25 protein-coding genes and 1 pseudogene are annotated in these 24,039 nt (G+C 71.6%); 11 read left to right on the top strand and 15 right to left on the bottom strand.

All coding sequences use genetic code 11. The features are described from left to right. Positions 1-86 precede the first annotated feature (86 nt). Together AB0H81_RS01140 and AB0H81_RS01145 are read right to left on the bottom strand one after the other, a co-directional pair. Entirely contained in the window at positions 87-245 is a 159-nt protein-coding gene (locus AB0H81_RS01140) for a hypothetical protein (protein WP_358367443.1), read from the bottom strand. 17 nt (positions 246-262) lie between these two features. Then, on the bottom strand, positions 263-835 hold the full coding sequence (locus AB0H81_RS01145; protein WP_358367446.1) for a dihydrofolate reductase family protein: 573 nt from the start codon (positions 833-835) through the stop codon (positions 263-265). A gap of 72 nt (positions 836-907) precedes the next feature. Between AB0H81_RS01145 and AB0H81_RS01150 the strand changes: the two genes are divergently transcribed. Beyond that, a complete protein-coding gene (locus AB0H81_RS01150; protein ID WP_358367448.1) occupies positions 908-1,480 on the top strand; it encodes a TetR family transcriptional regulator in 573 nt (190 codons plus the stop codon). Positions 1,481-1,667: 187 nt separating this feature from the next. Here AB0H81_RS01150 and AB0H81_RS01155 read toward each other — a convergent pair whose 3' ends face one another. Further along, entirely contained in the window at positions 1,668-2,120 is a 453-nt protein-coding gene (locus AB0H81_RS01155) for a hypothetical protein (RefSeq protein ID WP_358367450.1), read from the bottom strand. A gap of 228 nt (positions 2,121-2,348) precedes the next feature. Here AB0H81_RS01155 and AB0H81_RS01160 point away from each other — a divergent pair, with 228 nt between their 5' ends. Next, positions 2,349-6,059, top strand: coding sequence for a helix-turn-helix domain-containing protein (locus AB0H81_RS01160; protein ID WP_358367453.1), 3,711 nt, complete (start codon positions 2,349-2,351; stop codon positions 6,057-6,059). Between the two features lie 10 nt (positions 6,060-6,069). On the opposite strand, the gene AB0H81_RS01165 is transcribed toward AB0H81_RS01160, so the two are convergent. Both AB0H81_RS01165 and AB0H81_RS01170 read right to left on the bottom strand, forming a co-directional pair. Continuing rightward, the gene (locus AB0H81_RS01165; protein ID WP_358367456.1) at positions 6,070-6,675 is read right to left on the bottom strand and encodes a hypothetical protein; all 606 of its coding nucleotides are present in this window, start codon (positions 6,673-6,675) and stop codon (positions 6,070-6,072) included. Continuing rightward, complete coding sequence (locus AB0H81_RS01170; protein ID WP_358367459.1) at positions 6,672-6,995, bottom strand: hypothetical protein; 324 nt, start codon at positions 6,993-6,995, stop codon at positions 6,672-6,674. Before AB0H81_RS01170 ends, AB0H81_RS01165 begins: the two co-directional genes overlap by 4 nt. A gap of 232 nt (positions 6,996-7,227) precedes the next feature. Between AB0H81_RS01170 and AB0H81_RS01175 the strand changes: the two genes are divergently transcribed. Beyond that, entirely contained in the window at positions 7,228-7,389 is a 162-nt protein-coding gene (locus tag AB0H81_RS01175; protein ID WP_358367461.1) for a hypothetical protein, read from the top strand. Next, positions 7,390-7,677: a GNAT family N-acetyltransferase gene (locus AB0H81_RS01180; RefSeq protein WP_358367464.1), complete on the top strand. Its 288-nt coding sequence runs from the start codon at positions 7,390-7,392 to the stop codon at positions 7,675-7,677. Between the two features lie 6 nt (positions 7,678-7,683). Here the strand turns inward: AB0H81_RS01180 and AB0H81_RS01185 are convergent, their stop codons facing one another. The 4 genes from AB0H81_RS01185 to AB0H81_RS01200 form a co-directional block, all read right to left on the bottom strand. Then, positions 7,684-8,646, bottom strand: a complete 963-nt coding sequence (locus tag AB0H81_RS01185) for a VOC family protein (protein ID WP_358367467.1) — start codon at positions 8,644-8,646, stop codon at positions 7,684-7,686. A gap of 95 nt (positions 8,647-8,741) precedes the next feature. After that, positions 8,742-9,782, bottom strand: coding sequence for a CU044_5270 family protein (locus AB0H81_RS01190; protein ID WP_358367468.1), 1,041 nt, complete (start codon positions 9,780-9,782; stop codon positions 8,742-8,744). 1 nt (position 9,783) lies between these two features. After that, positions 9,784-9,993, bottom strand: coding sequence for a sigma factor-like helix-turn-helix DNA-binding protein (locus AB0H81_RS01195; RefSeq protein WP_358367471.1), 210 nt, complete (start codon positions 9,991-9,993; stop codon positions 9,784-9,786). A 30-nt stretch (positions 9,994-10,023) separates the two neighbouring features. Then, positions 10,024-10,227, bottom strand: a complete 204-nt coding sequence (locus AB0H81_RS01200; protein WP_358367474.1) for a sigma factor — start codon at positions 10,225-10,227, stop codon at positions 10,024-10,026. 155 nt (positions 10,228-10,382) lie between these two features. Between AB0H81_RS01200 and AB0H81_RS01205 the strand changes: the two genes are divergently transcribed. Together AB0H81_RS01205 and AB0H81_RS01210 are read left to right on the top strand one after the other, a co-directional pair. Continuing rightward, a complete protein-coding gene (locus AB0H81_RS01205) occupies positions 10,383-11,108 on the top strand; it encodes an ABC transporter ATP-binding protein (RefSeq protein WP_358367476.1) in 726 nt (241 codons plus the stop codon). Then, positions 11,105-12,418, top strand: coding sequence for an ABC transporter permease (locus AB0H81_RS01210; RefSeq protein ID WP_358367479.1), 1,314 nt, complete (start codon positions 11,105-11,107; stop codon positions 12,416-12,418). Before AB0H81_RS01205 ends, AB0H81_RS01210 begins: the two co-directional genes overlap by 4 nt. Before the next feature lie 53 nt (positions 12,419-12,471). On the opposite strand, the gene AB0H81_RS01215 is transcribed toward AB0H81_RS01210, so the two are convergent. After that, entirely contained in the window at positions 12,472-13,623 is a 1,152-nt protein-coding gene (locus AB0H81_RS01215) for an epoxide hydrolase family protein (RefSeq protein WP_358367482.1), read from the bottom strand. A 63-nt stretch (positions 13,624-13,686) separates the two neighbouring features. On the opposite strand from AB0H81_RS01215, the gene AB0H81_RS01220 reads away from it, so the two are divergent. Then, positions 13,687-14,724 carry a WYL domain-containing protein gene (locus AB0H81_RS01220; RefSeq protein WP_358367485.1) on the top strand — a complete coding sequence of 346 codons (1,038 nt, stop codon included), beginning with the start codon at positions 13,687-13,689 and terminating at the stop codon, positions 14,722-14,724. Positions 14,725-14,799: 75 nt separating this feature from the next. Continuing rightward, positions 14,800-16,926: an alpha/beta hydrolase-fold protein gene (locus AB0H81_RS01225; RefSeq protein ID WP_358367488.1), complete on the top strand. Its 2,127-nt coding sequence runs from the start codon at positions 14,800-14,802 to the stop codon at positions 16,924-16,926. 11 nt (positions 16,927-16,937) lie between these two features. On the opposite strand, the gene AB0H81_RS01230 is transcribed toward AB0H81_RS01225, so the two are convergent. Next, positions 16,938-18,143, bottom strand: a complete 1,206-nt coding sequence (locus AB0H81_RS01230; RefSeq protein WP_358367491.1) for an alpha/beta hydrolase — start codon at positions 18,141-18,143, stop codon at positions 16,938-16,940. 244 nt (positions 18,144-18,387) lie between these two features. After that, a pseudogene (locus AB0H81_RS01235) lies at positions 18,388-18,669 on the bottom strand (glycosyltransferase); the annotation flags it as partial. A 144-nt stretch (positions 18,670-18,813) separates the two neighbouring features. On the opposite strand from AB0H81_RS01235, the gene AB0H81_RS01240 reads away from it, so the two are divergent. Next, positions 18,814-19,653 carry a hypothetical protein gene (locus tag AB0H81_RS01240; protein WP_358367494.1) on the top strand — a complete coding sequence of 280 codons (840 nt, stop codon included), beginning with the start codon at positions 18,814-18,816 and terminating at the stop codon, positions 19,651-19,653. 146 nt (positions 19,654-19,799) lie between these two features. Here the strand turns inward: AB0H81_RS01240 and AB0H81_RS01245 are convergent, their stop codons facing one another. The 3 genes from AB0H81_RS01245 to AB0H81_RS01255 all read right to left on the bottom strand — a co-directional run bounded on the left by AB0H81_RS01245 (position 19,800) and on the right by AB0H81_RS01255 (position 22,573). Next, positions 19,800-20,594 (bottom strand): SDR family oxidoreductase, encoded by a 795-nt coding sequence (locus AB0H81_RS01245; protein ID WP_358367496.1) that lies wholly within the window; start codon positions 20,592-20,594, stop codon positions 19,800-19,802. Positions 20,595-21,006: 412 nt separating this feature from the next. Next, the gene (locus tag AB0H81_RS01250) at positions 21,007-21,588 is read right to left on the bottom strand and encodes an HAD-IA family hydrolase (RefSeq protein WP_358367499.1); all 582 of its coding nucleotides are present in this window, start codon (positions 21,586-21,588) and stop codon (positions 21,007-21,009) included. A gap of 427 nt (positions 21,589-22,015) precedes the next feature. Continuing rightward, positions 22,016-22,573 carry a dihydrofolate reductase family protein gene (locus AB0H81_RS01255; protein ID WP_358367501.1) on the bottom strand — a complete coding sequence of 186 codons (558 nt, stop codon included), beginning with the start codon at positions 22,571-22,573 and terminating at the stop codon, positions 22,016-22,018. Positions 22,574-22,794: 221 nt separating this feature from the next. On the opposite strand from AB0H81_RS01255, the gene AB0H81_RS01260 reads away from it, so the two are divergent. Both AB0H81_RS01260 and AB0H81_RS01265 read left to right on the top strand, forming a co-directional pair. Then, positions 22,795-23,646: a hypothetical protein gene (locus tag AB0H81_RS01260; protein ID WP_358367504.1), complete on the top strand. Its 852-nt coding sequence runs from the start codon at positions 22,795-22,797 to the stop codon at positions 23,644-23,646. Continuing rightward, on the top strand, positions 23,643-24,017 hold the full coding sequence (locus AB0H81_RS01265; protein WP_358367505.1) for a GntR family transcriptional regulator: 375 nt from the start codon (positions 23,643-23,645) through the stop codon (positions 24,015-24,017). Before AB0H81_RS01260 ends, AB0H81_RS01265 begins: the two co-directional genes overlap by 4 nt. Positions 24,018-24,039 lie beyond the last annotated feature (22 nt).

The following is a 24,039-nucleotide window of genomic DNA, read 5'->3' on the forward strand; positions in this document are numbered from 1 at the left end:
AGTGCACGGAATCTCGACGGAAGCCGCACAGCCTCCGGAGTGACACCTCCCCGCTGAGGCATCTCGGCCATGCCGTGCCGGCCCGCTCAATAGCCGCTGCGGCGAGGCGCGGCGGTCGGGCGGCGGGAGGGATGGGACCGGCCCGTGGGCTTGAGGTCGCGCGCGGGGAGTTCGTGCCGGTGCGGCGATCCGGCCCGGCGGTCGGGCTTGGGCTGGTCGATCGAGGATGGGAGTTTGATATGCATGCTTCCTCCTTGTGGTTCTAAGCCCTGGTGAGCCAGGTGACCTGGGCGCCGTTGTCGAAGGACTCGCGCCGGGTGGGGGAGAACAGGGTGGGGCGGAACTGTCCGGAGAACATGGGGATGCCCGTGCCGGCCACCACCGGGTAGCTCTTGAGGATGATCTCGTCGATCTCCGGCAGCAGGGAGGCGGCGAGCTTGCCGCCGCCGCAGAGGTAGATGTCCATGCCGGTGTCCTCGGCCTTCAGCCGCTGGACGAGCTCGATCGGATCGCCGGACTCCACCTGCACCGTGGGGTCGTCGATCGTCAACGTGCTGGAGACGACGTACTGGCGCAGATGGGAGTACGGGCTGGTGGTGGGAACGTCGAGGGCCGGCTCGTAGGTGCCGCGGCCCATCACCAGGGTGTCGAAGACCTTGTTGGGCACGCCGTCGAGGCCGACGAGCTTGCGGATGTGGGTGGGGAGCGTCTCGGGGTAACGGGCGTTGATCCAGGCGGCCATCTGGTCCGACACGGGATAGAAGTCGAACTCGGCGTTCGGGCCCGCGATGTAGCCGTCGAGCGAGACGCCGATGTAGTAGACCAGTTTCCGCATACCGTTCAACTCCTGCTGTAGTACTCTGTCTGAAGTGGTTTGAACGTAGTACTACACATGGAGTGGTGTCAAGTGCGGAGAAATGCCGAGCGGCGTCAGGCGCTGATCGACGCGGCCATCGAGGTGCTGGCCAGGGAGGGGGCGCGGGGGCTGACCTTCCGGGCCGTGGATGCGGAGGCGGCTGTGCCCCCGGGCACGGCCTCCAACTACTTCGCCAACCGCGACGACCTGTTCACCCAGGTCGGCGGACGCATCTACGAGCGGCTGCTGCCCGACGAGGCCACGATCGCCCGGCACCGGGAAGGCGTGCAGGACCAAGCCCGCTACGCCGAGCTCATGCACGAGCTGGTCGATCGGGTCGCCGCCTTCAACTCCGGCTACCTGGCCCTGCTCGAGCTCAGGCTGGAGTCCACCAGGCGCCCCGAGCTGCGGGCCGTGCTGACCAAACGCATCCGCGAGGACATCGACGCCAACATCGGCTACCACGCCGCCTCGGGCCTGCCCGGCGACTCGACCTCCGTGGTGCTCCTCTACCTCGCGCTGAACTGGCTCATCGTGGAGCGGCTGACCCTGCCCGACATCTTCACCGAGCAGCAGATCCACGAGCTGGTGGACGCCGCCGTGCGAAGATCGCTGAATGCCTGACCCGTTGGGGAAGATCTCGGATCCGCCAAGCCTGCTCGCTCGCTCGCTTCGCGCACGGCCACTGGATGGCGGACTTGCCCTCGCGGGCTTCGCCGCGGCCGATCGAACCGCCGGCAGGCAGGTCGCGGCGTGCCGGCCCTGGGCGACCGCTGCGGTGCCGGCCTTTCAGGCGCGCGGTGACAACCAGTCAGGTGGTGCCGTGGGCGACATGGCCGCACGAGCCCGGGAGGATGTAGTTGGTGCTCTGCTTCCCCACGCAGGTGTAGAAGGCGATGGGCTGCCCCTCGGCGACATCGCCGAAAGAACGTTCGGTGCACTTTCCGGCACCGCTCGTGTGCCACTTGTCCGGCTGGGGCCCGCTCCCCATGTCGGTCCTGACGATGACGGAGTACCCATCGGCGTACCCGTCGCAGATCACCATCTTGTCGCCGTCAGCCATCCATCGGGCAGAGCCGGTGCGCGGGAGGGCGGAGCAGCCATCGTGCGCGCACGCGCGGGGTGGGGCGGCCGCGGCGGGAACGGCGGCCACCGTGGCGTAGGCCACGGTCGCGGCCGTCACCAGCCCCAGCAAGGAGATGCCGCGCCTCATGACGTCATGGCTTGTCGTCCCCCGCGCGAAACGCAGTGCTCTGTCGTTCATGTGTCCTCCGTACGCATGGATGTCCTTCAACCCGACGGGGATGGGGTCGCGAGGCGGCAGGTGCTTCCGTGACCGCTTGCCCGCCGAGGTCTGTGACTCCAGGATCGTGACGGCAGGATTGTTCGGCACCCCTCGTCAGACGGGCAAACAATGCTTCTCGGCGGGTCGGGGGTCACACTGGTCGTCGTCGTCCAGGGAATGTCGTCCAGGGAATGGAGTTGCGTCATCGTGGCGGGCCGTCGCGAGAGTCCGGTGGATCCGGCAGCGGGACCGGTGCAGAGCTTCGCCTCGGAGTTGCGCAAGCTGCGTCAGGAGGCGGGTGGCCTGACCTATCGGGCCATGGCCAGGAGCGCGGGGTATTCGGTCACCACGCTGTCGCAGGCGGCGGCGGGTGAGCGTCTGCCTTCCCTGCCCGTCGTGCTCGCCTTCGCGCAGGCATGCGGCGGGGACGTCGCCGATTGGGAGCGCCGTTGGCAGCAGGTCGTCGATGAGCTGGCCCGGGAGAGGGCGGACGATGACGGTTGCGCCGGGCCGTACCTGGGTCTGGCCCCGTACGACATCCATGATGGTGGTCGTTTCTTCGGCCGGGAGCGGCTGGTCGAGGAGCTGCGCGAGTTGCTGCTGCGGCGTCGTTTCGCGGCGGTGTTCGGCCCTTCGGGCAGCGGTAAGTCGTCGCTGTTGCGTGCCGGGCTGGTGCCCGCGGCGCGGGCCGCCGGGCAGAGTGTGATCCTCACGCCGGGCGAGCACCCGATGCGGCACGCCGACCGGCTCCTTGCGGGCGAGGGCGAGGGCGACTCCGACAGGCTGGTCGTGGTCGACCAGTTCGAGGAGGTGTTCACGCTCTGCCGGGACCAGGGCGAGCGTGGGCGGTTCATCGACCTGCTGCTTGACGCGCGACAGCCGCACAGCAGGATGACGGTGGTCATAGCGGTTCGCGCGGACTTCTATGGGCGCTGCGCGGAGCATCGTGAGCTGACCGCGGCGCTGCGCGAGGCCACCCTGCTGGTGGGGCCGATGCAGCGGGAGGAGCTTCGGGAGGCGATCGTCCGGCCGGCCATGGCCGAGGGGTTGACGGTGGAGCGGGCGTTGACGGCCGAGATCGTCGCCGACGTCGCCGACGAGCCGGGGGCGCTGCCGTTGATGTCGCACGCGCTGCGGGAGGTCTGGCGCCGCCGTACGGGCAAGCTGCTGACCTTGGAGGCCTACGAGAGCGTGGGCAGGGTGCATGGGGCGATCAGCCATACCGCCGAGGAGCTGTATGCCGGTCTGTCGCCGGCCCAGGCGAGGATCGCCCGGCGGATCCTGCTCAGGTTGATCAATCCGGGGGAGCAGGCGCAGGACACCCGGCGTCCCGCCGCCCGGGCGGAGCTGGACCCGTACGGGGAGGCGGACACCGCGCTGGTCGTCGAGCAGTTGGCCGGGGCAAGGCTGCTCACGCTGCACCAGGACAGCGTGGAGCTCGCGCACGAGGCGTTGATCGAGTCGTGGCCGCGCCTGCGGGGATGGGTGGACGAAGGACGCGATCGCCTGCGCGCCCATCGGCAGCTGACCGAGGCGGCCCAGGCATGGCAGGCGCACGGCCGCGACGCCGGGCTGCTCTACCGGGGGGCCCGCCTGGCCGTCGTCGACAAGTTGTTCGTCGAGCCGGGTGAGCGCGACGACCTCACGCCCCTGGAACGGGACTTCGTGAACGCGAGCGCGGCGCTGGCCCGGCGCACCTCCCGCAGGCGGGTCGCCGTCTCGGCCGTTCTGGTGGTCCTGCTGGTCGCCTCCATGGTGGCGGCGGGAGTGGCCATCCGGCAGGCCGGCCTGGCCGACGACCGGCTGGCGGAGGCGACGGCCCAGCTGGTCGCCAGACGCGCCTCCGCCCTGCGGATGAGCGACCCGAAGCTGGCCCGCCGGCTGAGCGCCGCGGCCTGGCGGATCGCCCAGGTCCCCGAGGCCAGGAGCGAGCTGATCGACTCGATGGCGCTGCCCTTGGTGGACGTCGTCACCGCCCCGTACGACACGACGGACCTGGTGCACGGGCTCAGCGTGGACGGAACCAGGCTGGCCGTGTTCACTCCCGGTCCGGAGGACGAGCCGGGCGTCCTGCGCATACTCGACTCGGCCACGAACAAGGAGGTCGCCAACACGACATGGACGGGGCAACCGGTCCGCAAACTGGTGTGGGGCCCTGACGGTCGCACGCTGGCAGTGCACGATGGGACCAACGCACAACTGTGGGCCGTCGGCGCCGGAGGGCTGACGGATCGCGGCGTGGCATTCCCCCGGCTCGACCCGGTGGAGTTCAGCCCGGACGGGCGCTTCCTCATCGGGGTCCGCAAGGGGATGAGCGAAGCCTGGAGCGTCGCCAACCGGACGCGCGTGCTCGACCAGCAAGTCAGCGCCATCAGCCCGGACGGCCGGCTGGCCCTGGTCATCCCGGCTGGAGGCAAGGGAGCGACGAGCACCCCGTCGGCGTCCGGCGACAGGACGAGATCGGGGCGGCGGGTGGAGCTCTGGGACGTCGGGAAGCGCAGGCGGCTGCGGGCCCCTTGGCTGCCAGAGACCGCCACGAAAGGCGTATTCAGTCCGGACGGGAAGCACCTGGCTGTCTCGACCGACGACGGTATCCGGCTGTGGGACATCTCCTCGGGCAGGGAGGCTATACGCTCGCTGATTCCGCCTGCGGAACGTGTGGAATTCAGCCCCGACGGCCGGTTCCTGGCCGGGGTGCGGGATGGGGGGTGGGTGCTTCTGTGGCGGGTGGACGACGGCTCGCTGCTGATGAGCGCCTCGGTTTTCTCCGGCGTTGTGGGAGCCGATCCCATTATCTCGCCGGATGCCCGCCTTCTTCGGGTGATCGGCCAGTACGGCACGGTGAACGTCCTGGACATCTCCCCCTACACCCGCCCCGAGGTGCTCGCTCCGGGAAGCGACAAACGGCTGTTCAGCCCTGACGGCCGCTTCCTGGTGACGGCGAATCGCCGGAAAGGCAGGCCGGAGGTGCGCATCTGGGATGTCGCCGTCCGGAGACCCGTCAGCGGCCCGTTACCCGTCGACGATCTCCCCGAAAAAGAAGCCAAGGAGACGGCGTACTCCCCGGTGTTCAGCCCCGACGGGCGCACGCTCGCGCTCAGCCACCCCGCGTCCCCCGTGGTGACCTTGTGGGACGCCACGAACGGCCGCAACATCGGCGCATTGCGCGTCCGGAGACGGGAAGCCGTCGGAGTCCTGTCCGTGGTCTTCTCCCCCGACGGCAGAACCGCCGCGGTCGTCCCCGTCAGCGCGCAGCGGGATGACGAAGAGGCGCTCGACGGCCTGGGTCTCGACGACCTGGAGCTGTGGGACGTGAGGGCCAGGAGATGGATCCGCACCGTCGCCGGTGCGGCATCAGACGTTCTGCTCTTCGAGCCGGACGGGCGCCGGTTGCTCGTGGACCGATCAAGCAAGGGACGAATCCTGGTCGATACGGCCACTGGAGAGATACGCCGGAACTCATCCGACGCCCGCGCCAAGGGCAAGATCCTCTTCATCGGGAACAAGGCCGCGATCGGCGGCACCGACGGGCGTCTGACGTTCTGGGACAAGGAGTTGCGCAAGCCCCTGGCCCCGCCGCAGAGCGCGGACACGACATCCATCAACGATCTTGTTCCTTACCCGCGGGGCCAACTGCTCGCTACCGTCGCCAGCGAGGGCCAGCTCGGCATCCAGCTGTGGGACTGGCGGGGATATCAGCGGATCGCCGCACCGATCAGCTTCAACGACCAGTCCATGCCGGCCGTGGGATTCAACCGGACCGCTCTCCTCGTCTCGTCCATCGACGGGTCCCTACGTGAGATCACCGTCGATCCCGGCACCGCCACCGCCGTGATCTGTCACCGTGACGGCGGCCTGTCTCCTGCCGAGTGGCGACAACACATTCCAGAACTGGCCTACAGGAAGACCTGTCACTGACACGTTCTTGTCAGTAGAGGATGCTGGGCAGGTACGCCCCCGCCGGTTCGCTGTAGAGGCCGACGGTCATCAGGGTCATGAACTGGGTGATCTTCAGCCCGTTGCGCAGCCCCCACTGGAGCAGCGCGCTGTTGCTCGCCGGAACGAGAATGCCCGGACCGCCGAAGCCGGCGGCCGCTCCGACAAGCGCCTTGATGTCCTCTGTCGTCTCTCCCACCGCGTGGGCGAAGAACGCCAGGTCGGTGGCGTAACCGGTCAGGCGGCCATCGTGCTCGACGACCCGGGCGGTGCCCTGCTTGAGGGCGTCGATGACTTCTCCGCCGCGGTCGGTTCCGTGGACCCGGCGGCACACCTCGTTGCAGGCGGCCAGGTCCGCGTCCGTAGCGGCTCGCACGGCATGGCCGGGGATGGACGACCCGATCGGCGGGCCTTGCAGGCAGGCCAGCATCTCACGGAACTCGAAGCCGAGGTCGGCGTACAGGGCGAACGACCTGCAGTGGTAACCGGACTGCAGCAACCGGATTCCGGGTGCGTGCCGTTCTTCGGCCCGGCGCATGACGTCAAGCATCAGCCGGCGGCCCACGCCGCGGTCCTGGCGGTCCGGATCGACGGTCACGGCCCGACGCCGACGACAGGAGAGCGTTCGTCGAGGAAGTTGCTGCCGACGATCCGTCCGTCCAGCTCCGCGACGACGCTGTAGAAGCCCGGGTGGGCCAACAGCACGTCCATCAGCCCCGTCGCGGCGTCCATGCTCGGGAAGTCGCCGGGGAAGCCGTGCTCGTGCGCGATCCGGTCGAACGCTGCGAAGCAGATCCTTCCGCATTCCACCGCGTCGGAGCGGGTCCCCGGGCGCAGGAGGAGATCCATGGCCACCTCCGTCATGAGGGCCAGGACGTACGCCGCCGACGGGTCGTGACGTGCATCCGGCCTGGTCACGATGCCTTCACTCCCATGAAAGCACCTGCTTCCGTTCGTCTGCAGCGAGGAGACGGACAGGCCCGCCGTGGGGGCCTGCTATGCGAGCGGATCGACACGGCCGCGAAAGGATTCCCACCTCCATGCTCTTGCCATGCTCGCATCAGTGGGTGCACTGACGGCAGCGCTGTTACCAGGCTGGGCCGCGGGGCGAGCAGGGGGCGGTGAAGTCTGGGGCGATAACATCGCGATCATGGCAGGTTGGGAGCTTCGTCCGGCTTTGGCGGCGGATGTCGAGGCGGTGGCCGAGTTGCGGGCCGTGGTGATGAGGCCGGATCTCGAGCGGCTCGGGCGCTACGACGAGCACCGTGTGCGGCAGCGGCTGCGGGACGGGTTCCTGCCGCCGCACACCTAGATGATCGAGGTGGAGGGCGCCTTCGCCGGCTGCGTGGCGCTGCGGCCGGCGAAGGACTCCTACTGGCTCGAACACTTCTACCTGGACCCGGATCTGCAGGGCAGGGGCATCGGTCAGGCCGTGATGAGGTGGCTGCTGGAGCAGTGCGACCGCGAGAACGCCGTGGTCCGGCTGAACGTGCTGCAGGGCAGCCCGGCCCGCCGGCTGTACGAGCGGCACGGGTTCACCGTCGAGACCGAGGACGAGGTGGACATCTTCATGGTGCGTGGCCCGGCCTCCGCCCGCTGATCCTGCTCAGCCGTCCTGGCGGAAGATGATCGCGGCACCCAGCGCGGCGTCGGCCGGGACGAACAGCTCTCCCCGCCCGGTGCGGGCGACCGGGACGTCGTTGCCGCGCAGAAGCCGCTCGGTGGCCGCGATGTCGCGTACGGACACCGTGTAGCCGACGAACGCCGGCAGGGCTGCCGGGTGCTCGCCGGGCAGCAGGCCGGCGAGCGCAGACGCGGCCACGACCGTGACGTTCGCCCGGTCGAAACGCGTCACCCGGCCACCTCGCGCCCGGCCGAAGTAGGCGCCGTAGCGGCGCTCCAGCTCGGGCAGCGCCGGGTCGGCGACGCACAGCACGCACTCGACCAGCCCCGTGGCGCCGTTGGGGTGGCCGGTGTGCTGCTGGTCCTGGGGCGCCTCGGCCGGAGTGTTCTGGGCGAACCCGATCCTGCCTTCCGGCGCGCGCCCGGCCGGCAGGCCGGGAGTGGAGATCTCCAGGTAGCGGGCGGGATCCATCCTGATCCCGGTGCTGGTCTCGACGGGGCGCTGGACGGCGTGCACACCGCCGTGGCCGACGCCGGCCGCGGTCAGCCGCGCGGCGACGCCGTCGATGTCCGGCGTGTCGGCGATCACGATGTGCAGACCCTGGAAGCGCTGGAGGAACGACGTGATGTTGGCGACGGTGGCGCGGATGGCGGCCGTCAGCCCCGGCAGCTTGTCGTCGGGCACCCGCAGCGGGATGGGGCGGGCTTCGCCGGGCATGCGTCCGGTGTCGTCGATGACGGCCACCAGTTCGATGAAGTTGCCGGGGAAGTACACGTGGGTGTTGACCACCCCGAACGGTTCGGCGGGGCCTCCCGCGACGCGCGGCAGGACGGGACAGGCCGGTGCCGGCACGGTGAAGCCGAGCCGGCGGTACCGGTCCATCGCCTCGTTCATGTCCCGCACGATGTGCCCCACGTGATGCAGGCCGTTGACGTCGTCGCCCATAACCGGGCCCCCTTAAATTGATAGCACTCTCTCTTTTGAGAGTACACCTTCAAGCAGGGGCGCGGCCGTCTATCCTCGCGTGCGTTCCCTGTCGGTCAGTCCCCCTTCGCCGCTGAGGCCACCGCGGGGGCCTGGTCGGCGACCGAGACCCTGAGTCGCGCGGACGAGGTCAGGACCGCGCCGACCGGTGCCCCAGCCAGGCCGGCGTCCGTGACCACGCTCCACTCGCCCAGGTACAGGTACGTCTCCCGGTCGAAGACGAACTCGTCGCGCTGACCGATCACCGGGTCGATCCTCGCGGCGGCGATGCCCGCACGGCCCGCGGCGTCCACGGCGTGGCCGACGGTGACGACGCCGGGAATGGCCGCCGCCGCGCGGAACAGCGCGGCGCGCTGCGCCTTGGGCAGGTAGGCCTCCGAGAGCAGGCCGCGGACCCGTGCCCAGGCTTCGGTGTGGTCCTGCGGGTCGTTGCCGAGCCTGGTGTAAAGGTGCTCGTACATCTTCTGCGGCTCGGTGGGCAGGCGGCTCACGTAGGCGGTGCGCAGGTACTCGGCGCGGTGGTCGAAGTCCGCGAGCTTCGACGGGCCGCCGGGGCCGGCGTTCTCGCGGGCCTCGGGGGGAACGGGCCACCCGGGGAACGGCTTGGGCTCCAGGATCGCGCCCTCGATGACCCCGCCCGTCGCGTCGCCCCGCACGGGCAGCCACACCTTGCGCTTGGCGCGGGACAGGTAACGCATGGGGCGCCCCTCGCGGTCGGAGCCGTAGGCGGGATCCATGGTCTGCGATTCGAAGACGAGGAACTGGCCGGGCCTGGCATGCAGCTCCGGCGTCCTGCCCGCGTGCTCCGCGGCCCGTTCGAGGACTCCGAAGGCCGCCACCGGCATCGGGTGGATGATCTGAGGGGTTTCCGCTCCCGGCTCGGTCACGACCACCACTCCGGCCGTCACCGCAACGGCCAGGCCGGCCGCGAGGCCGAGCAGACGCAGGCGGGACGTACGTCGCCCGCGCTCCCGGGCCGGTCCCGCAACGCCGGCCGCCGGGTCGGTGATGGCGGCCAGCAGCCGCTGCTCGTACCGGCGCACGCGTGCCGGGTCCGGCTGCGGCACCTCCGAGCGGAACCGCTCAAGCTGGGTCATCTCATTCCCAGAGGGTCTCCTCGCCGACGATGGCCATGGGGTTGATCCCGCCGAGTTCTTCGAGGAGCCTGTTTCGCGCGCGGTTGATGCGCGACTGTACGGTTCCCAGCCGTACGCCCAGCGCCTCGGAGATCTCCGAGTAGCTGAGCCCGGCCCAGCTGAACAGCAGCAACCGTTCCACGAGACGTAGCTGCCGCACCTCGGTTCGCACGTGCCGGCGCATCAGATTGGTGGCGATTCCCTACAGCCATGGACGCGCGCTCGGGCGCGACAGGTCGTAGCCGTCTCGCCGCCGGAACGCCGTCAGGAACGTGTCGGCCACCACGTCGTCCGCGGCGTCCTCTCCCAGCCGGCGTGTGACGCAGCGCGTGATGTCCCGGGCGTGCCGGCGGAAGACCTCGGCGAACACCTCGGGGTCGTGCCGGGCCCGGCCTTCTTCGCTCATTCTGCGGCCTCTCGGCTCCGGATCGGTACGCCTGTTGTTGCTGATCCGGCCGTGCCATGTTCCCGCCATGCGACCCTGCCGCGGGGGACACCTCAGGGACCGGTCGGGGAGATGCCCGATGGGCGGTGCGGCCACGGTCCGGCACGCTGCTGATCATGAATGATCACGCGGTGCTTCTTGAGGAAGTGACCAGGACATATGGGAAGGGCCCCACCGAGGTGGCCGCGCTGCGGCAGGTCAGCGTCGGGTTCCGGCGCGGCAGCTTCACCGCCGTGATGGGCCCGTCGGGGTCGGGGAAGAGCACGCTGCTGCAGTGCGCGTCGGGGCTGGACCGGCCGGACTCGGGGGCCGTCCGGGTCGCGGGGCGCGACATCACCCGCTTCGGGGAGAAGGAACTGGCGACGCTCCGCCGGGACCAGGTCGGCGTCATCTTCCAGGCGTTCAACCTGGTGCCGTCCCTGACGGCCTGGCAGAACGTGATCCTGCCCGGCAGGCTCGCCGGGCGGCGGCCCGACCCGGCGCGCGTGCGGGAACTGCTGCGCCGGGTCGGCCTGGCCGGGCGGGAAGGGCATAGGCCGGCGCAGTTGTCCGGCGGCCAGCAGCAGCGGGTGGCGATCGCCCGCGCCCTGCTCGGCAGGCCGGAGGTGCTGTTCGCCGACGAGCCGACAGGGGCGCTGGACCGCCACACCGGGCACGAGGTGCTGGCGCTGCTGCGCGAGGCGGTCGACGCGTTCGCCCAGACGGTGGTGATGGTCACGCACGATCCGGAGGCGGCCGCCCGGGCGGACAGCGTGTTGTTCCTGACCGACGGGCGGATCGTCGACGTCCTGGACAGGCCGTCCGCCGAGCAGATCGGCATGCGGTTGGGTGGTCGCCGGTGACCCTCGTCCTCGCCTGGAACAACGTCCGGAGCAACCGGACGGGCTTCGCGGCCTCGTTCGCGGCGGTGCTCCTGGCCGTGACGCTGGTGGGCGGAAACGGCCTGGTGGTCGCCGGCGCGGCCACACGTGACGAGCTGAACGGCGTCATGGGTCTGCTGGTGCTGTCCGCCGTGGTGTCGGGGTTCGTGTCGGTCTTCGTGGTCGCGGGCATGCTGAGCCTGCACGTGCTGCGGCAGCGTAGGACGTGGGCGCTGCTGCGGTCGGTCGGCATGACGCCGCGCCAGGTGAGGCGGCTCATCACGGCGGAGGCGCTGGTGGTCGCCGTGCTGGCGGGCGCGGCGGGCTGCGTGCTGGCCGTGCCGTACGCCGTGCTGATGGGGGCGTTCATGCGGGTGACCGGGCTGGCGCCGGGAGGCGTCCCGATGGAGGTCACGGCGGGGCCGTTCGTCCTGGCGCTGGTGGTCGGAGTGGCGGTGACGCTGCCGGCGGCGCGGGTCGCGGCACGTAAGGCGGTGGGCGTGGGCCCGCTGGAGGTGCTGCGGGAGAGCGCGGCGCAGCGGCGGCTGCTGCCCTGGCCGAGGGCGGTCGCCGGGGTGGCGGCGCTGTCGGGGGGCGCCGTGCTGCTGTCGCTGGTGCCGCAGCTCACGCCGGCGGACGCGGTGCCGGCCGGTCTGGGGGCGACGATGGCGCTCTGCGTGGGCGCGTCCGCGCTCGGCCCGGTCGCGCTGCGCGTGCTGGGTGGGCTGCTCGGGGCCGCGGCGGCCCGGCTCGACCCCGGCGCCGGGATGCTGGCCCGGTCCTCGCTGGTGACCCAGCCGCGCCGGGCGATGTCGGCCGCGTCCCCGGTCATGCTGACCGTGGCGTTGGCGTGCACCTTCCTGTTCGCCGTGGCGACCAGCGACGCGGCGGAGGGCGTGACCCGTACCGGACCCGCGGCGTGGGCGGCGCCGGTGCTCGTGGGGTCCGCGGTGGTCTACACCGTGATCTCGGTGCTCAACGCGACGGCCATGACCATGAACGAACGGACCGAGGAGATCCGGCTGCTGCGGACCGTGGGGACCAAGCCGTGGCAGCTGGCCAGGATGGTGTGCTGGGAGACGTTGATCGTGACCACCGCCGGGACGCTGCTCGGAACGGGCATCGCCGCCGCGTCCCTCACCGCGCTGGGCACGGCGGTGACGGGTGAGCCGTGGTTCGCCTACTCCCTGCCGCAGTACGCCGGGCTGGTGCTGGTCTGCGCGGTGAGCGGCCTGGCGGGAGGGCTGGCCGCCACGCGGAGGGCACGGCTCGGGCCCTTGGTGTCCGGTTAGCCCCGGCGGGCTTCTGCTGGTCTCGCGAACGGGCCGGGGGCGGCTCCGGCCCCTCAGACCAGGGTGTGGAAGAACGCCCGGAGGTCGGCGATCATCAGGTCGGGGGTCTCCAGGGCCGCGAAGTGGCCGCCCCGGTCGAACTCCGACCAGCGCACCACGTCGTGGACCTGGTCGGCCAGCGGGCGGACCGAGAAGTCCGTGGGGAACACCGCCACCGCGGTCGGCGCCGTCCCGCGCTCCTTCGGCGCCCACATGCTGAAGTCGTTGAACCGCTCGTAGTAGGTGTGCGCCGCCGAGCCCGCCGTGGCGGTGAACCAGTAGATGCTCACGTCGGTGAGGATCCGGTCCCGGTCCACCGCGTCCTCGGGGAGCTTGGCGGCCGGGTCCGTCCAGTCCTTGAACTTCTCCACGATCCAGGCGAGCTGCCCGGCGGGGGAGTCGTGCAGCGCGGCCGCGATCGTCTGCGGGCGCGTGCCCTGGACCTGCATGTACGCGCCCAGCTTCTCCTGCCACTCCTTCATCCCGGCCAGCCGCCCGCGCTCCGCCTCGGTCAGCGAGCCCATGATCGCCGGATCGCCGCCCGGGAACGTGCGCAGGCCGTTGACGTGCACGCCGATGACGTTGTCCGGCGCGGCGCGTCCCACCAGCGGTGCGACGAACGCGCTGACGTCGCCGCCCTGCACGCCGTACCGGTCGTACCCGAGCCTGGACATCAGCTCCGCCAGCGCCGCGGCGGTGCGGCCGTCCGTCCAGCCGGTGCCGGGGAGCGGGCCGGAGAAGCCGTACCCCGGCAGCGACGGGATCACCAGGTGGAAGGCGTCCCCGGCCCGGCCGCCGTGAGCCACGGGGTCGGTGAGCGGGCCGATGAGGTCGAGGAACTCGACGACCGAGCCGGGCCAGCCGTGCAGGAGCATGAGCGGGGTGGCGTCCGGCTCGGCGGAGCGGACATGCAGGAAGTGCACCCGCGCGCCGTCCACGGTGGTGGTGAACTGCGGGTAAGCGTTGAGCGCCGCCTCCTGGGCGCGCCAGTCGAAGCCGTCGGCCCAGTAGGCGGCGAGCTCCCGCAGGTAGCCGGTCGGCACGCCGCGCTCCCAGCCGGTGCCGGGAACCTCGGGGGCCCAGCGGGTACGGCGCAGCCGCTCGTGCAGGTCGTCGAGGTCGGCCTGCGGGATCTCGACGCGGTAGGGCTGGATCTCGTTCGTCATGCCCGTCACGGTACGAGCAATTGGTGTCAGCTTCCGGCACCAACGGTGGCCACAATGGAGTCCGTGTTGGAGACCTCCGCGCGGCTGCTGCGCCTGCTGTCGCTCCTGCAGGCGCGTACGGACTGGACCGGCGCCGAACTCGCCGACCGGCTGGAGGTCGGCCTGCGCACCGTGCGGCGCGACGTCGAACGGCTCCGCGAGCTCGGCTACCCGGTGGACGCCACTCCGGGTGTCGCCGGCGGGTACCGGCTCGGGGTGGGGGCCGCGCTGCCGCCGCTGCTGCTCGACGACGAGGAGGCCGTGGCCGTGGCGATCAGCCTGCGCACGGCCGCGACGGGCAGCGTCGCCGGACTGGGGGAGGGCTCGGTGCGGGCGCTGGCCAAGCTCCAGCAGCTCCTGCCCTCCCGGTTGCGCCACCGCGTCGAGGCGTTCCGCGCGGCGACCGTACCGCTGCCCGGGGCGGCCGATCCGGAGGTGAGCGCCGACCTGCTGGCCGCGATCGCCGCCGCCTGCCGCGACCGGCGCCGGGTGCGGCTGCGCTATCGGGGACGCGACGGCGTGACCGCGCGCGAGGTGGAGCCGCACCGGCTGGTGCACACCCCGCGCCGGTGGTACCTGGTGGCGTGGGACGTGGCCAAGGACGACTGGCGTACCTTCCGGGCCGACCGGATCGAGGAGCCGCTCGGGCCGCCGGGCGCGCGCTTCACGCCGCGGATGCCGTCGCCCGAGGACGCGGCCGCGTACGTCTCGCACGCCATCACCTCGGCGCCGTACGCGTACCAGGCCCGGATCCTCTTCCACGCCCCGCTGGAGGAGGTGGCGCCGCGCACGTCGCCCGGCGCGGGACGGCTGGAGGCCGTGGACGCGCGCACCTGCCTGTTCACGGCCGGCGCGAACTCGCTGCGCGAGCTGGCGGTGCACGTGGTGGTGAAGGGGGTCGACTTCGAGGTGCTGGACCCGCCGGAGCTGGTCCCGGTGTTGCGGGAGGTCCGCGACCGCCTCGACCGTGCCGCTGCCGCGTCGGAGCGAACAGCTCCGCCCGCCACGAGGCATGGTGATCGCGCGCCGGCGGGGCGGGTTCGTCATGTGTGGGGACGTTGACACCGTACGTCCCGCACCATGAAACTCTCCTGCAACAGTCGACGTCGCAACTGTAAACGTTTACGGGAGATGCTCATGCCCAGGTGGAGCGGTGCCGGGATACTGGCCGCCGTCGCGTTGGTCCTCCTGCTGGCCGTGCCCGGCGAGGCGGACGTGCGGGCGCCGAAGGGCGGAAGCCTGACCACGGGGTCGGCGCCGTCCGCGGCCCTGGGCGAGGACATCGCCTTCACCCTCTACCTGCCGTACGGCTACGACACCGGAAAGCAACGCCATCCCGTGCTGTACCTGCTCCACGGCCGGGGCGACACCATGCAGGCATGGACCCGGGTCAAGGACACCCTCGACCAGATGATCCGGACCAGGCGGATACCGCCCGTCATCGCCGTCATGCCGGACGCGCCGTGGAGCGAGCGTGGAAGCTGGTACGTCGACAGCCGCTACACCGGCTCCGACCTGCCCGGACGCCCGGTGGAGACAGCTCTGACGCGCGATCTGGTGGCGTACGTGGACGCGACCTACCGCACGGCGCCGATCCGCGAGGCCCGCCTGATCGGCGGCTACTCGATGGGTGGCGCGGGGGCGCTGCGCCTCGCCCTGGCCCACCAGGACCTGTTCGGGTCGGCCGTGGCGCTCAGCCCGGCCGTCTACACGCCGCTGCCGCCGTCCGACTCCTCCGCGCGCGACCACGGGGCGTTCGGGCGCGGCGCCGAGAAGTTCGCCGACGAGGTGTACCAGGGACTCAACTACCCGGCTCTGCTGCCCGAGCTCGACCCCGATCGGCCCGTACGGCTCTTCGTGGCCGTCGGCGACGACGAGTACGCCAATCCCGCTCCGGCCGACGCGCACCATGACCTGGACTTCGAGTCGGCCGCCCTCTACAACGCAGCCCGGCGGTCACCGGCGATCTCCGCGCAGCTCCGCGTCCTCGACGGCGGTCACGACTGGGCCGTCTGGTCGCCCGCCTTCGAACAGGCCATGGCCGAGCTGGGCCCGGCGCTGAGCGTCACGCCCCCGGCGGGCCTGCCCGCCCCGCTGCTCGGCACGGCCGCCGCCGACTGGGCCGGCGGGGTCGCGGCCCACGCCGACGGCACGCTCACCACCGGGTTCGCGGCCGGTGGGCCGGTGGCGGGCCAGCCGTACGGTGGCCGCCTCGACGCGGTGATCACCAGCACGGGGGCGCGGAGCTGGACGCGGCAGCTCGGCACCGCCGCCGACGAGCGCCTGTACGGCGTGGCGGCGCTGCCCGACGGCGGCGTGCTCGCCGCCGGGTACACCAAGGGCGACCTGGACGGCCGTCACCCCGGCAACGCCGCCGACGACGCGTTCGTGGCCCGGCTCGACGCGGGCGGGACCGTCCGGTGGATCACCCAGTTCGGCGATCCCGCCGTGGCCGACCGGCTCTACGGCCTGACCGCCGCGCCCGACGGCGGCGCGTACGTGGCCGGTTACACCAAGGGCGCGCTCGACGGTCCGAACAGCGGTGACAAGGACGCCCTGCTCGCCCGCCTCACCCCTGACGGCCGGCTCTCGTGGGTCCGCCAGTACGGCGGTACGGGCGAGGACAAGGCGTACGGCGTGGCCGCGGACCCCGCCGGCGTCTACGTCACCGGCAGCACCACCGCCTCCCTGCCGGGCACGAGCGCGCTGGGCGGCCTCGACGGCTGGATCGCCGGGTACGCGGCCGACGGGACCAGGCGGTGGGCCACCAGTGCGGGCGGGCCCGGTGACGACCGGTTGAACGCGGTGGCCGTCACGTCCGCGGGCCTGGCCGTCGCCACCGGCGCCGGCGGCGGTGACCTGCTGGCCACCGCGTACACCGGCGCGGGCAGGCAGCGCTGGACCGCCACCGTCGCCACCCGCGCCGCCGACGAGGGGGCCGCCGTGGCGCCCCTTCCGGGCGGCGAGGTCGAGATCGTCGGCTACACCAGGGGCCGGGTGGGCGTGATGGCGGGCGGCGCCGACGTCCTGACGGTCCGCCTGGACGGCAGGGGCGAGCGGCGGGCCGCCGCGCAGTTCGGCACGGCCAGGGACGAGGCCGTCGATCCGTTCTCCGAGCCCAACCTGTACGCCGCGACCACCCCCTCGGGGAAGGTGGCCGTCTCGGGCCTGACCTACGGCGCCCCGGCGGACGGCACCGCGCCCGGCAACGGCGACGTCTTCCTGGCCGTGGCCGAGCCGTCCACCGGTCTGCCCGTCCGCTGAGGGCGGGGTGGTCAGCCCTTGAGCGCGTGGTCCCGCAGGAACCGGCTGACCACCGGCCGCATGAGCTGGGAGCCCCAGCTGCCCCACTGGCCGGTGAAGTTGTGCTCGGCCCAGGGGATGGTCACGGCGGTGGCCGGCACGCCCGCGGTCCTGAGCCGGGAGGCCAGGTCGGCAGCCTGGGTCGCGGGGATCATGTGGTCGCGGTCGCCCTGGACGAGCAGGGTCGGCGGGAGGCCGGGCCGCACGTGGGCGACCGGGGACGACGCCTGGTAGCGGGCGCGCCGGGTCTCGATGCCGCCGCCGAGGTAGTCGCTCAGGGCGCTGGACGCAGCGCCGGGCAGTCCGGTCTCGTCGAGCAGCCGGGGCAGGTCGGTCGGCGCGTACCAGCCCATGACCGACTTCACCGGCGCCTCGGGCGCCTCGCAGGAGGGCGGGAAGCGGTGGTCGCCGACGGTGTACGCGGTGACGAGGGCGAGCTGGCCACCGGCCGAGTCGCCGGCGATCGACACGTTCGCCGGGTCGACGCCGTACGCGGCCGCTCCCGCGCGGATCCGGCCGAGCGCGCACTTGACGTCGCCCACGGCGTCCTGCCAGCGCGGCGACGGGGTCAGCCGGTAGTCGACGGAGAAGACGGTGACGCCCTGGTCGGCCATCCAGCGCAGCCACGGGGCGCTGTCGGCGCGCGTCCCGGAGTTCCACGAGCCGCCGTGGACGTAGAGGAGCGCGGGCCGGGCGGGTGCGGGAGTGCGCGGGCGGTAGACGTCCATCCTGAGGTCCTGTCCCTGGACCGTGGTGTAGGCCTCCGTGGAGGTGGGGGCCGCTGCGGGCGATGAGGCGAAATATCCGGACCAGGAGATCTCGCCGGACCGCGCGGCCGCCGCCCACGGTACGACGACCATGCCCGCGGCCAGCAGGGCGGCCACGACACCGGCGCCGCACAGGACGCGGCGGCCGGAGCGCCACGCCGTCACCGCGGTCACGGCGCCGCCGGCCAGGCCCGCCAGCAGGAACCCGGTCAGCCAGGGCACGAACAGCGCCGTCATGCCGATCGCGTCCTGCACCGGCCCGAACGGCACGCGGGGGGCGAAGAACGCGACCCCGAGGACGATGACCAGGACGCACAGGGCCCAGGCCAGCGCGCGGGCGGCGCGCCGCCACGGGCGCCGGGAACGGGCGGTGCGCGTGACGGCTGACGCCGGGGCGGCGGTCATGATCATGTCTCCTCCTTCGCGACCGGCCGCCCTTGAGGGCCGATACATGCGAACAGCGTACCCGTATGCGCACATCGTTCGCAACGAGGGGCGCCGTACGGACCGTCCGGGTGGAGCGGAGATCAGACCTGGGTGACCGGGCCGCCAAAAGTGCCCTCGCGGCGGACGGTGTGCCAGCGCAGCCGTACGCCACGGTCGCCATGCAGTCGAGCAGCTCGAAGGCCCTCCGGTCGAGGTTGAACCCGATGACGTCCTCCATGTGCTGCCAGCGCCCGACCATGCCGCGCCGGTTGCCGACCTTGGTGTTGCCGCTGACCGCCCCGACCGCCGGGTCGGCGAGCTGGCGGATCAGCCGCCCGATGGTGGCGGGCTCGAAGACGGTGTCGCCGTCCACCATGATGATCAGCTCGTGCCGGGCCCGCGTGATGCCGGTGTTGCGTGGCGGAGAGGGAGGAGTCGGGCACGGAGGTCCCGAGCTGCGTGGCGGAGGGGGAGGAGCCGGGCGCGGGGGCGGCTTCACGTTGAGCCGCATGTCAGCCCGGGGTATGTCAGCCCGGGGTCTGATGTGCGGGCCGAGAAATTGCGCGACAGTATCTCCGCGGACCGGCTCAGCGCGAGCCGGCCAGCCCCTGGGCGGCGGATCGCCGGTCGGAGGGTCGGATGGAGGAGGGCCGGAGTGGCCGAAGTGCACACCCCGAGCAAGAGGTCCCGCAGGTTGTGGGCGCGGGTCGCCGCGGCGCTGGCGACGCTGGTCGTCGCCGCCGTGGCCGGGGTCGCCCTGGCCTACCCCTCCGTGGCGGCGACCACCTGTCCCGGCTGCTACGGCCTCACCGAGCTGGAGCCCGGCGTGTACACGGAGAAGGGGCTGTCCGGCGAGCAGCGGGAGCGGATACACCGCACCGTGACGGCCGCCCGCGACCGGATCGAGGGCTTCTACGGCACACCGGTCAGCTCGCCCCGCCTGCTCGTCTGCGTGACCGACGCCTGCTACGCCCGCATAGGCGGCAAGAAGGAGCGCGGCATCGCGATTCTGAACCGGTCCGTCATGCTGTCCCCTCGCGGGCTGGACACGGTGATCGCGTCCCACGAGATGTCCCACGTCGAACTGCACGCCCGCCTCGCCTCCGGCGCGGAGGTACCGCAGTGGTTCGACGAGGGGCTGGCGGTGGTGGTGTCGGACGACCCCCGCTACCTGCGTCCGAAGACCACCGTCGACCGCTGCACGACTCCGCCGGACGGACCACTGCCCGTGACGCTTGAGCAGTGGCTGGCCGCGGCCGGCAAGGACGCCACCACGTACGCCAAGTCCGCCTGCCAGGTGCACCGCTGGCTGCGCTCCAACGGCGACCGGCAGGGGCTCCTGTCCTTGATCGAACGACTGAACGCGGGCAAGTCGTTCGCGTCGGAGGTCAGTCCGGCTTCCGTTCCGTCCGCCGGGTCATCCATGCCTGGCAAGTCCACCCCTCCTCCGTCCGCCGGGTCACCCATGCCCGGCAAGTCCGCCCCTCCTGCGTGACGCGCCTTCCCGCCTGCGCGCTTCTCGTGTCCATCACAGATCCACGGGCGTCCTCGCGAGACGAGGGCACGCTGTCAGCCTCTTTCGGCAGGCGTGGGGGATGCGACAGGGTGTCTTCGAGCGGCTGGGGGCACGCCGCCAGCCCCCTATGGGAGGATCGCGTCGACATAGCCGCCGTCGACGCGGATCGCGCCGCCCGTGGTGGCCGATGCGTGCGGCGAGCTGAGGTAGACGACCATGTTGGCGATCTCCTCGGGCTCGATCAGTCGCTGGAGCAGCGACTGCGGCCGGTGCAGGCGCATGAACTCGCGCTGCGCCTCCGGCCAGGGCAGGTCACGGTCGACCAGTTCGTACACGAAGTCCTCGACGCCGCCGGTGTGGGTCGGCCCGGCGATGACGGAGTTGACGGTGACGCCGCTACCGGCCGCCTCCTTCGCGAACCCACGCGACACGGCCAGCAGGGCCGTCTTCGACATGCCGTAGTGGATCATCTCGGCCGGTGTGACGATCGCGGAGTCGCTGGCGATGAACTGCACGCGCCCCCACGCCCGGCCCTTCATCCCGGGCAGATAGAGCCGGGTGAGACGAACGGCGGCCAGCACGTTGACCTCGAAGTAGCGCCGCCACTCCGCATCGGTGATCTCCAGCGCGGGCCGGGATTCGAAGACGCCCAGGTTGTTGACAAGGATGTCCAGTGCGGGAAGGACCTCGGCAACATGGGCGGCGCCGTCTTCGGTGGCCACGTCGGCGGCCAGCGGCACCACGTCCGCCTTCTGCACTTCGCTCCGGATCCGGCTGGCGGCCTCCTCGACGGTGGAGGACGTACGGCCGTTGACGGCCACACGGGCGCCCGCCCTGGCCAGGCCGATCGCGATGGCCGCCCCGATGCCTTGGGTGGACCCCGTCACCAGCGCCGTCTTTCCGGTGAGATCGATGAGCATACGGTGCTCCTTCCCGCTGCCTGCTGGAGCACCCATGGGGGCCGGCGGGCGGCTGTGCCGGCGATCGGTCGCCGCCGTTCTGGCTCACCTTCGGGTTGATCATCAGGCCGAGGCTGTGACGGAGGCGCTGCGCGGTCCGGATCCGCGCCTTCATCGCGTGCAGCTTCGCCTCGGGCCTTCTGCGGCTTTACCTGTGTCAGTCACGCCTGGGTCTTCACGCTGCGTCCATGAGACGAGTTCGCCTTGTTGATCACATCGTGCGTGGGGTCTCGTTGGCCCGCACTCACGAACCCGGTGAACCTTGAGGTCGCGGTAAGAGGTGTTGCTGTCGTTGCCGTTGCCGTTGCCGGCAACGACAGCGCAGGCGGGAAGGCGTATCCGTGACGAGTGAGATGTGCGGCCCGGTGGGGCGCTACCAGGCCAGAGCGACCGCGAGGTCGGCCGGGGTGCGGAAGTGGACGCCGGTCATGCCGAGCGATCTGGCGCCCTCCACGTTCTCCAGTCGGTCGTCGACGAACAGGCAGCGCTCAGGCGTGGCCCCAGCGAGTTCGGCCGCGATCTCGTAAATGCGGCGGTCCGGCTTGACGACTCCGACCCGCGCGCTGCTGACCAGGGCATCGGCGAAGTAGGTCAGCCCCAGCCGGTCGAGGTGCTCCTCCACGGTGTCCATGGCGTTCGTGACCAGCACCACCGGCACATGCTCCTGCGCCTTCGCCAGCAGTGCCCTGACCTCCTCATCCACCCAGAACGGCACCTCTATGAACTCGGCCACCGCCTGCCGCGCCCGCTCGTCGTCCCCCAGCGCCACGGCGATCGCGTCAGCCCACTCCCGTTCGGTCGTCTCACCGAGAATGGCCGGGCCGATGAGGGCGGGGTCGAAGGCGGTGCGCATCAGGGGCAGGCCGTAACGGGCCTCGATGTCGGCCTGTACGGTGTGGTCGAACTGGCGAAGCACGCCGTCGAGATCACAGAGCACTGCGTCGAAGGGGATCACAGCCGCCATTGTGCCGTGCGGGATCCGTTGACAGGGCAGTGCGGGGGCGGGCGATGGCGGCCCGAAGGCTCCGCACCGCCAGTCCGGACGCCGGCCTGAGCGATCGCACGTCGGCCCCAAGACGGTTACACGCCGGCCCGAGCGATCGCACGTCGGCCCCAAGACGGTCACACGCCGGCCCGAGCGATCGCAGGCCGGTCCGAACGAGGGGATTGCACGCTGGCATGAACGTTGCATGCCGGCCCGAGGGGCGCACGCTGACACACGGGGGGCGCGCGCCGGCCCGAGGGGTTGCACGCCAGCCGAAGGTGGGACACCAGTCCGACCATGGGGTTGCATACCGGGCTGCGAAAGGGCTGGGCGAGGCCGGTGATCGCGATGAGGTCGGCGAGGGGAGCGGCTCGGAGCGTTTCCGCGTTTGCGCGTTTCAGGGCTTCGGTTCGAAGTGGAGCATCGTGATGCCGCAGTCGAACGGCTTCGCGTCCGCGAGGCGCAGCCGGTGGTGAGCCCCACCGGGGAAGACGGGCATGCCGGAGCCGATCGCGACCGGATTGACGAACAGGTGCAGGTCGTCGATCAGGTTGTCGGCGATCAGGCTCGACACGAGGGTGCCGCCTCCGTAGACGATCATTTCGCCACCGGGCTGGGCCTTGAGCTTGGTGATGGTCTCGACGAGGTCGCCGCTCGCGACGACGGTGTTCTCCCAGGGTGACTCGGCGAGGCTGTTGGAGATCACGACCTTGGGGGTGTCGTTCATCCAGTCGATGGCCTCCTGGCTCTCGCCCGCCGGCCGCGACGCCCAAGCCGGGATGAATCCCTCGGCGAGCTTGCGGCCCAGCACGATGCAGTCGACCGGCCGGCTGAGGCTCGTGATGTAGGCGTTGATGTCGTCGGTCCAGGGGAACGTCAGCCAGTCCATCTCGCCGTTCGGGCCGGCCATGTAGCCGTCGGCGGTGGTCTGGACCTGGAGCTTGAGCCTGCGCATGGGGTGCTTCCTTCCGGTTTCGGGCTGTCGGTCGTGTTCGCTTCCGATGACTCCACAGTGGCGGAGGGCTCTTACGGTTTCCTTCTTCCATCCTTATGGCGTTCAGCATCCGATCTTCAGGGCTGGTTCTCCGGTATGGCGGGGGCGCTCTTTCGGCGTTGACTTTGTCGCAAGCAATGACTCATCCTATTGAGACAAAAGTTGCGACGTAAGGAGGGGGTATGGCGAGTTCATCGTCGCCGGGCGCCGGCCCGGCGGTCAGTCGGGGGCCGGCTGTGGGTCCGGCCGAGCTGCGGCAGGCCGGCGAGTGGCTGACCCGGCACGGCCTGCCCGACGCCTCGCCGACGCCGTTGCTGGCCATGCGTCTTGCGGTGCGGCGGCGGGCGCGGCTGGCCGATCACGTCACACTGGCCGCGCTCATCATGGGAGCGGCGCTCGCGCAGTCGTACGACCTGCTCGCCACCTCCGCCATCGGCGGGTTCCAGCCGCACCGGTCGGCGCCGTTACAGATCCTGGCGCTGTCGATGGCCGGGCTGCTGCTCGTCCGGTCGCTGCTCGACTGGTGGGTGCGGCGCGTCGACCGGCGTGCCGGCGCGGCGTTGTCGCGCCGGGCGGCCCACCCGGTCCAGCCTGGCTGGCGGACCGTGCTCGGCCGGCCCTTCGCGGCGCTCGCGCTCGCCGGCTTCGTCGGCGCGCTGGTGCTGGCGGGGAGCGCCCTGACGGTCCAGGACGCCACCGTGCGGTACGCGGCCTCCGTGCTGCTGGTCGGTCTGGCCGGTGTCGGCGCCGGTGTCGCCCTGCACCTGCGTGACCTGCTGAGGCGCCCGGTCGTGGCCGAGGACGAGGTCTCGCTGACGGCCGACGTCATCATGCGTGTCGAGGATGCGCGCGAGGTCGCCGTCCCGAGCGTGCTCTGGGCGCTGCCCGTGGTGCTGGTGTTCGGGTCCGCGCCCGGGTGGTGGAAGGTCGCCTCGCTCCTCTTCATGCTCGGGGGCCTGGCCGCATGTGTCGCCATCCATGCCAGGACGCCGTCGAGCGCGACGGTGGCCCGGCGGGCGATGGGCGTCCGATGATCGTCATCGACTCGGGCTCGCCCGTTCCGCCGTTCGAGCAGCTGCGAGCCCAGCTCGCCCGCCAGATCCAGGACGGCGTGCTGGCCGTGGGATCCCGGCTGCCGACGATCCGCCACCTGGCGGCCGACCTCGGCCTGGCCGTCAACACGGTCGGCCGGGCGTACCGGGAGCTGGAGGAGGCGGGGCTGATCGAGACGCGTGGGCGGGCGGGCTCGTTCGTGTCGGCCGCGGGGGAGGAGGGGCGCGAGCGGGCGCGGCAGGCCGCCGCCGAGTACGCGGCCGTGATCGCCAGCGTCGGCATCGACACGAGTGAGGCGATCCGCATCGTGCAGGCGGCGCTGGGGACGGGTGCGGCGGCGTCGGTCTCGTAGGCGCGGGTCTCGCGTGAGGCGC

It is taken from the genome of Nonomuraea sp. NPDC050691, from assembly GCF_040654455.1.
Taxonomy (GTDB): domain Bacteria; phylum Actinomycetota; class Actinomycetes; order Streptosporangiales; family Streptosporangiaceae; genus Nonomuraea.

Excerpts from the sequence above, each read along its gene's own strand:
- AB0H81_RS01140 (WP_358367443.1), bottom strand. The coding sequence starts at position 245 with ATGCATATCAAACTCCCATCCTCGATCGACCAGCCCAAGCCCGACCGC.
- AB0H81_RS01145 (WP_358367446.1), bottom strand. The coding sequence starts at position 835 with ATGCGGAAACTGGTCTACTACATCGGCGTCTCGCTCGACGGCTACATC.
- AB0H81_RS01155 (WP_358367450.1), bottom strand. The coding sequence starts at position 2,120 with ATGAACGACAGAGCACTGCGTTTCGCGCGGGGGACGACAAGCCATGAC.
- AB0H81_RS01175 (WP_358367461.1), top strand. The coding sequence starts at position 7,228 with ATGGCAGGTTGGGAGCTTCGTCCGGCTTTGGCGGCGGATGTCGAGGCG.
- AB0H81_RS01180 (WP_358367464.1), top strand. The coding sequence starts at position 7,390 with ATGATCGAGGTGGAGGGCGCCTTCGCCGGCTGCGTGGCGCTGCGGCCG.
- AB0H81_RS01185 (WP_358367467.1), bottom strand. The coding sequence starts at position 8,646 with ATGGGCGACGACGTCAACGGCCTGCATCACGTGGGGCACATCGTGCGG.
- AB0H81_RS01190 (WP_358367468.1), bottom strand. The coding sequence starts at position 9,782 with ATGACCCAGCTTGAGCGGTTCCGCTCGGAGGTGCCGCAGCCGGACCCG.
- AB0H81_RS01200 (WP_358367474.1), bottom strand. The coding sequence starts at position 10,227 with ATGAGCGAAGAAGGCCGGGCCCGGCACGACCCCGAGGTGTTCGCCGAG.
- AB0H81_RS01205 (WP_358367476.1), top strand. The coding sequence starts at position 10,383 with ATGAATGATCACGCGGTGCTTCTTGAGGAAGTGACCAGGACATATGGG.
- AB0H81_RS01215 (WP_358367482.1), bottom strand. The coding sequence starts at position 13,623 with ATGACGAACGAGATCCAGCCCTACCGCGTCGAGATCCCGCAGGCCGAC.
- AB0H81_RS01225 (WP_358367488.1), top strand. The coding sequence starts at position 14,800 with ATGCCCAGGTGGAGCGGTGCCGGGATACTGGCCGCCGTCGCGTTGGTC.
- AB0H81_RS01230 (WP_358367491.1), bottom strand. The coding sequence starts at position 18,143 with ATGATCATGACCGCCGCCCCGGCGTCAGCCGTCACGCGCACCGCCCGT.
- AB0H81_RS01245 (WP_358367496.1), bottom strand. The coding sequence starts at position 20,594 with ATGCTCATCGATCTCACCGGAAAGACGGCGCTGGTGACGGGGTCCACC.
- AB0H81_RS01255 (WP_358367501.1), bottom strand. The coding sequence starts at position 22,573 with ATGCGCAGGCTCAAGCTCCAGGTCCAGACCACCGCCGACGGCTACATG.
- AB0H81_RS01260 (WP_358367504.1), top strand. The coding sequence starts at position 22,795 with ATGGCGAGTTCATCGTCGCCGGGCGCCGGCCCGGCGGTCAGTCGGGGG.
- AB0H81_RS01265 (WP_358367505.1), top strand. The coding sequence starts at position 23,643 with ATGATCGTCATCGACTCGGGCTCGCCCGTTCCGCCGTTCGAGCAGCTG.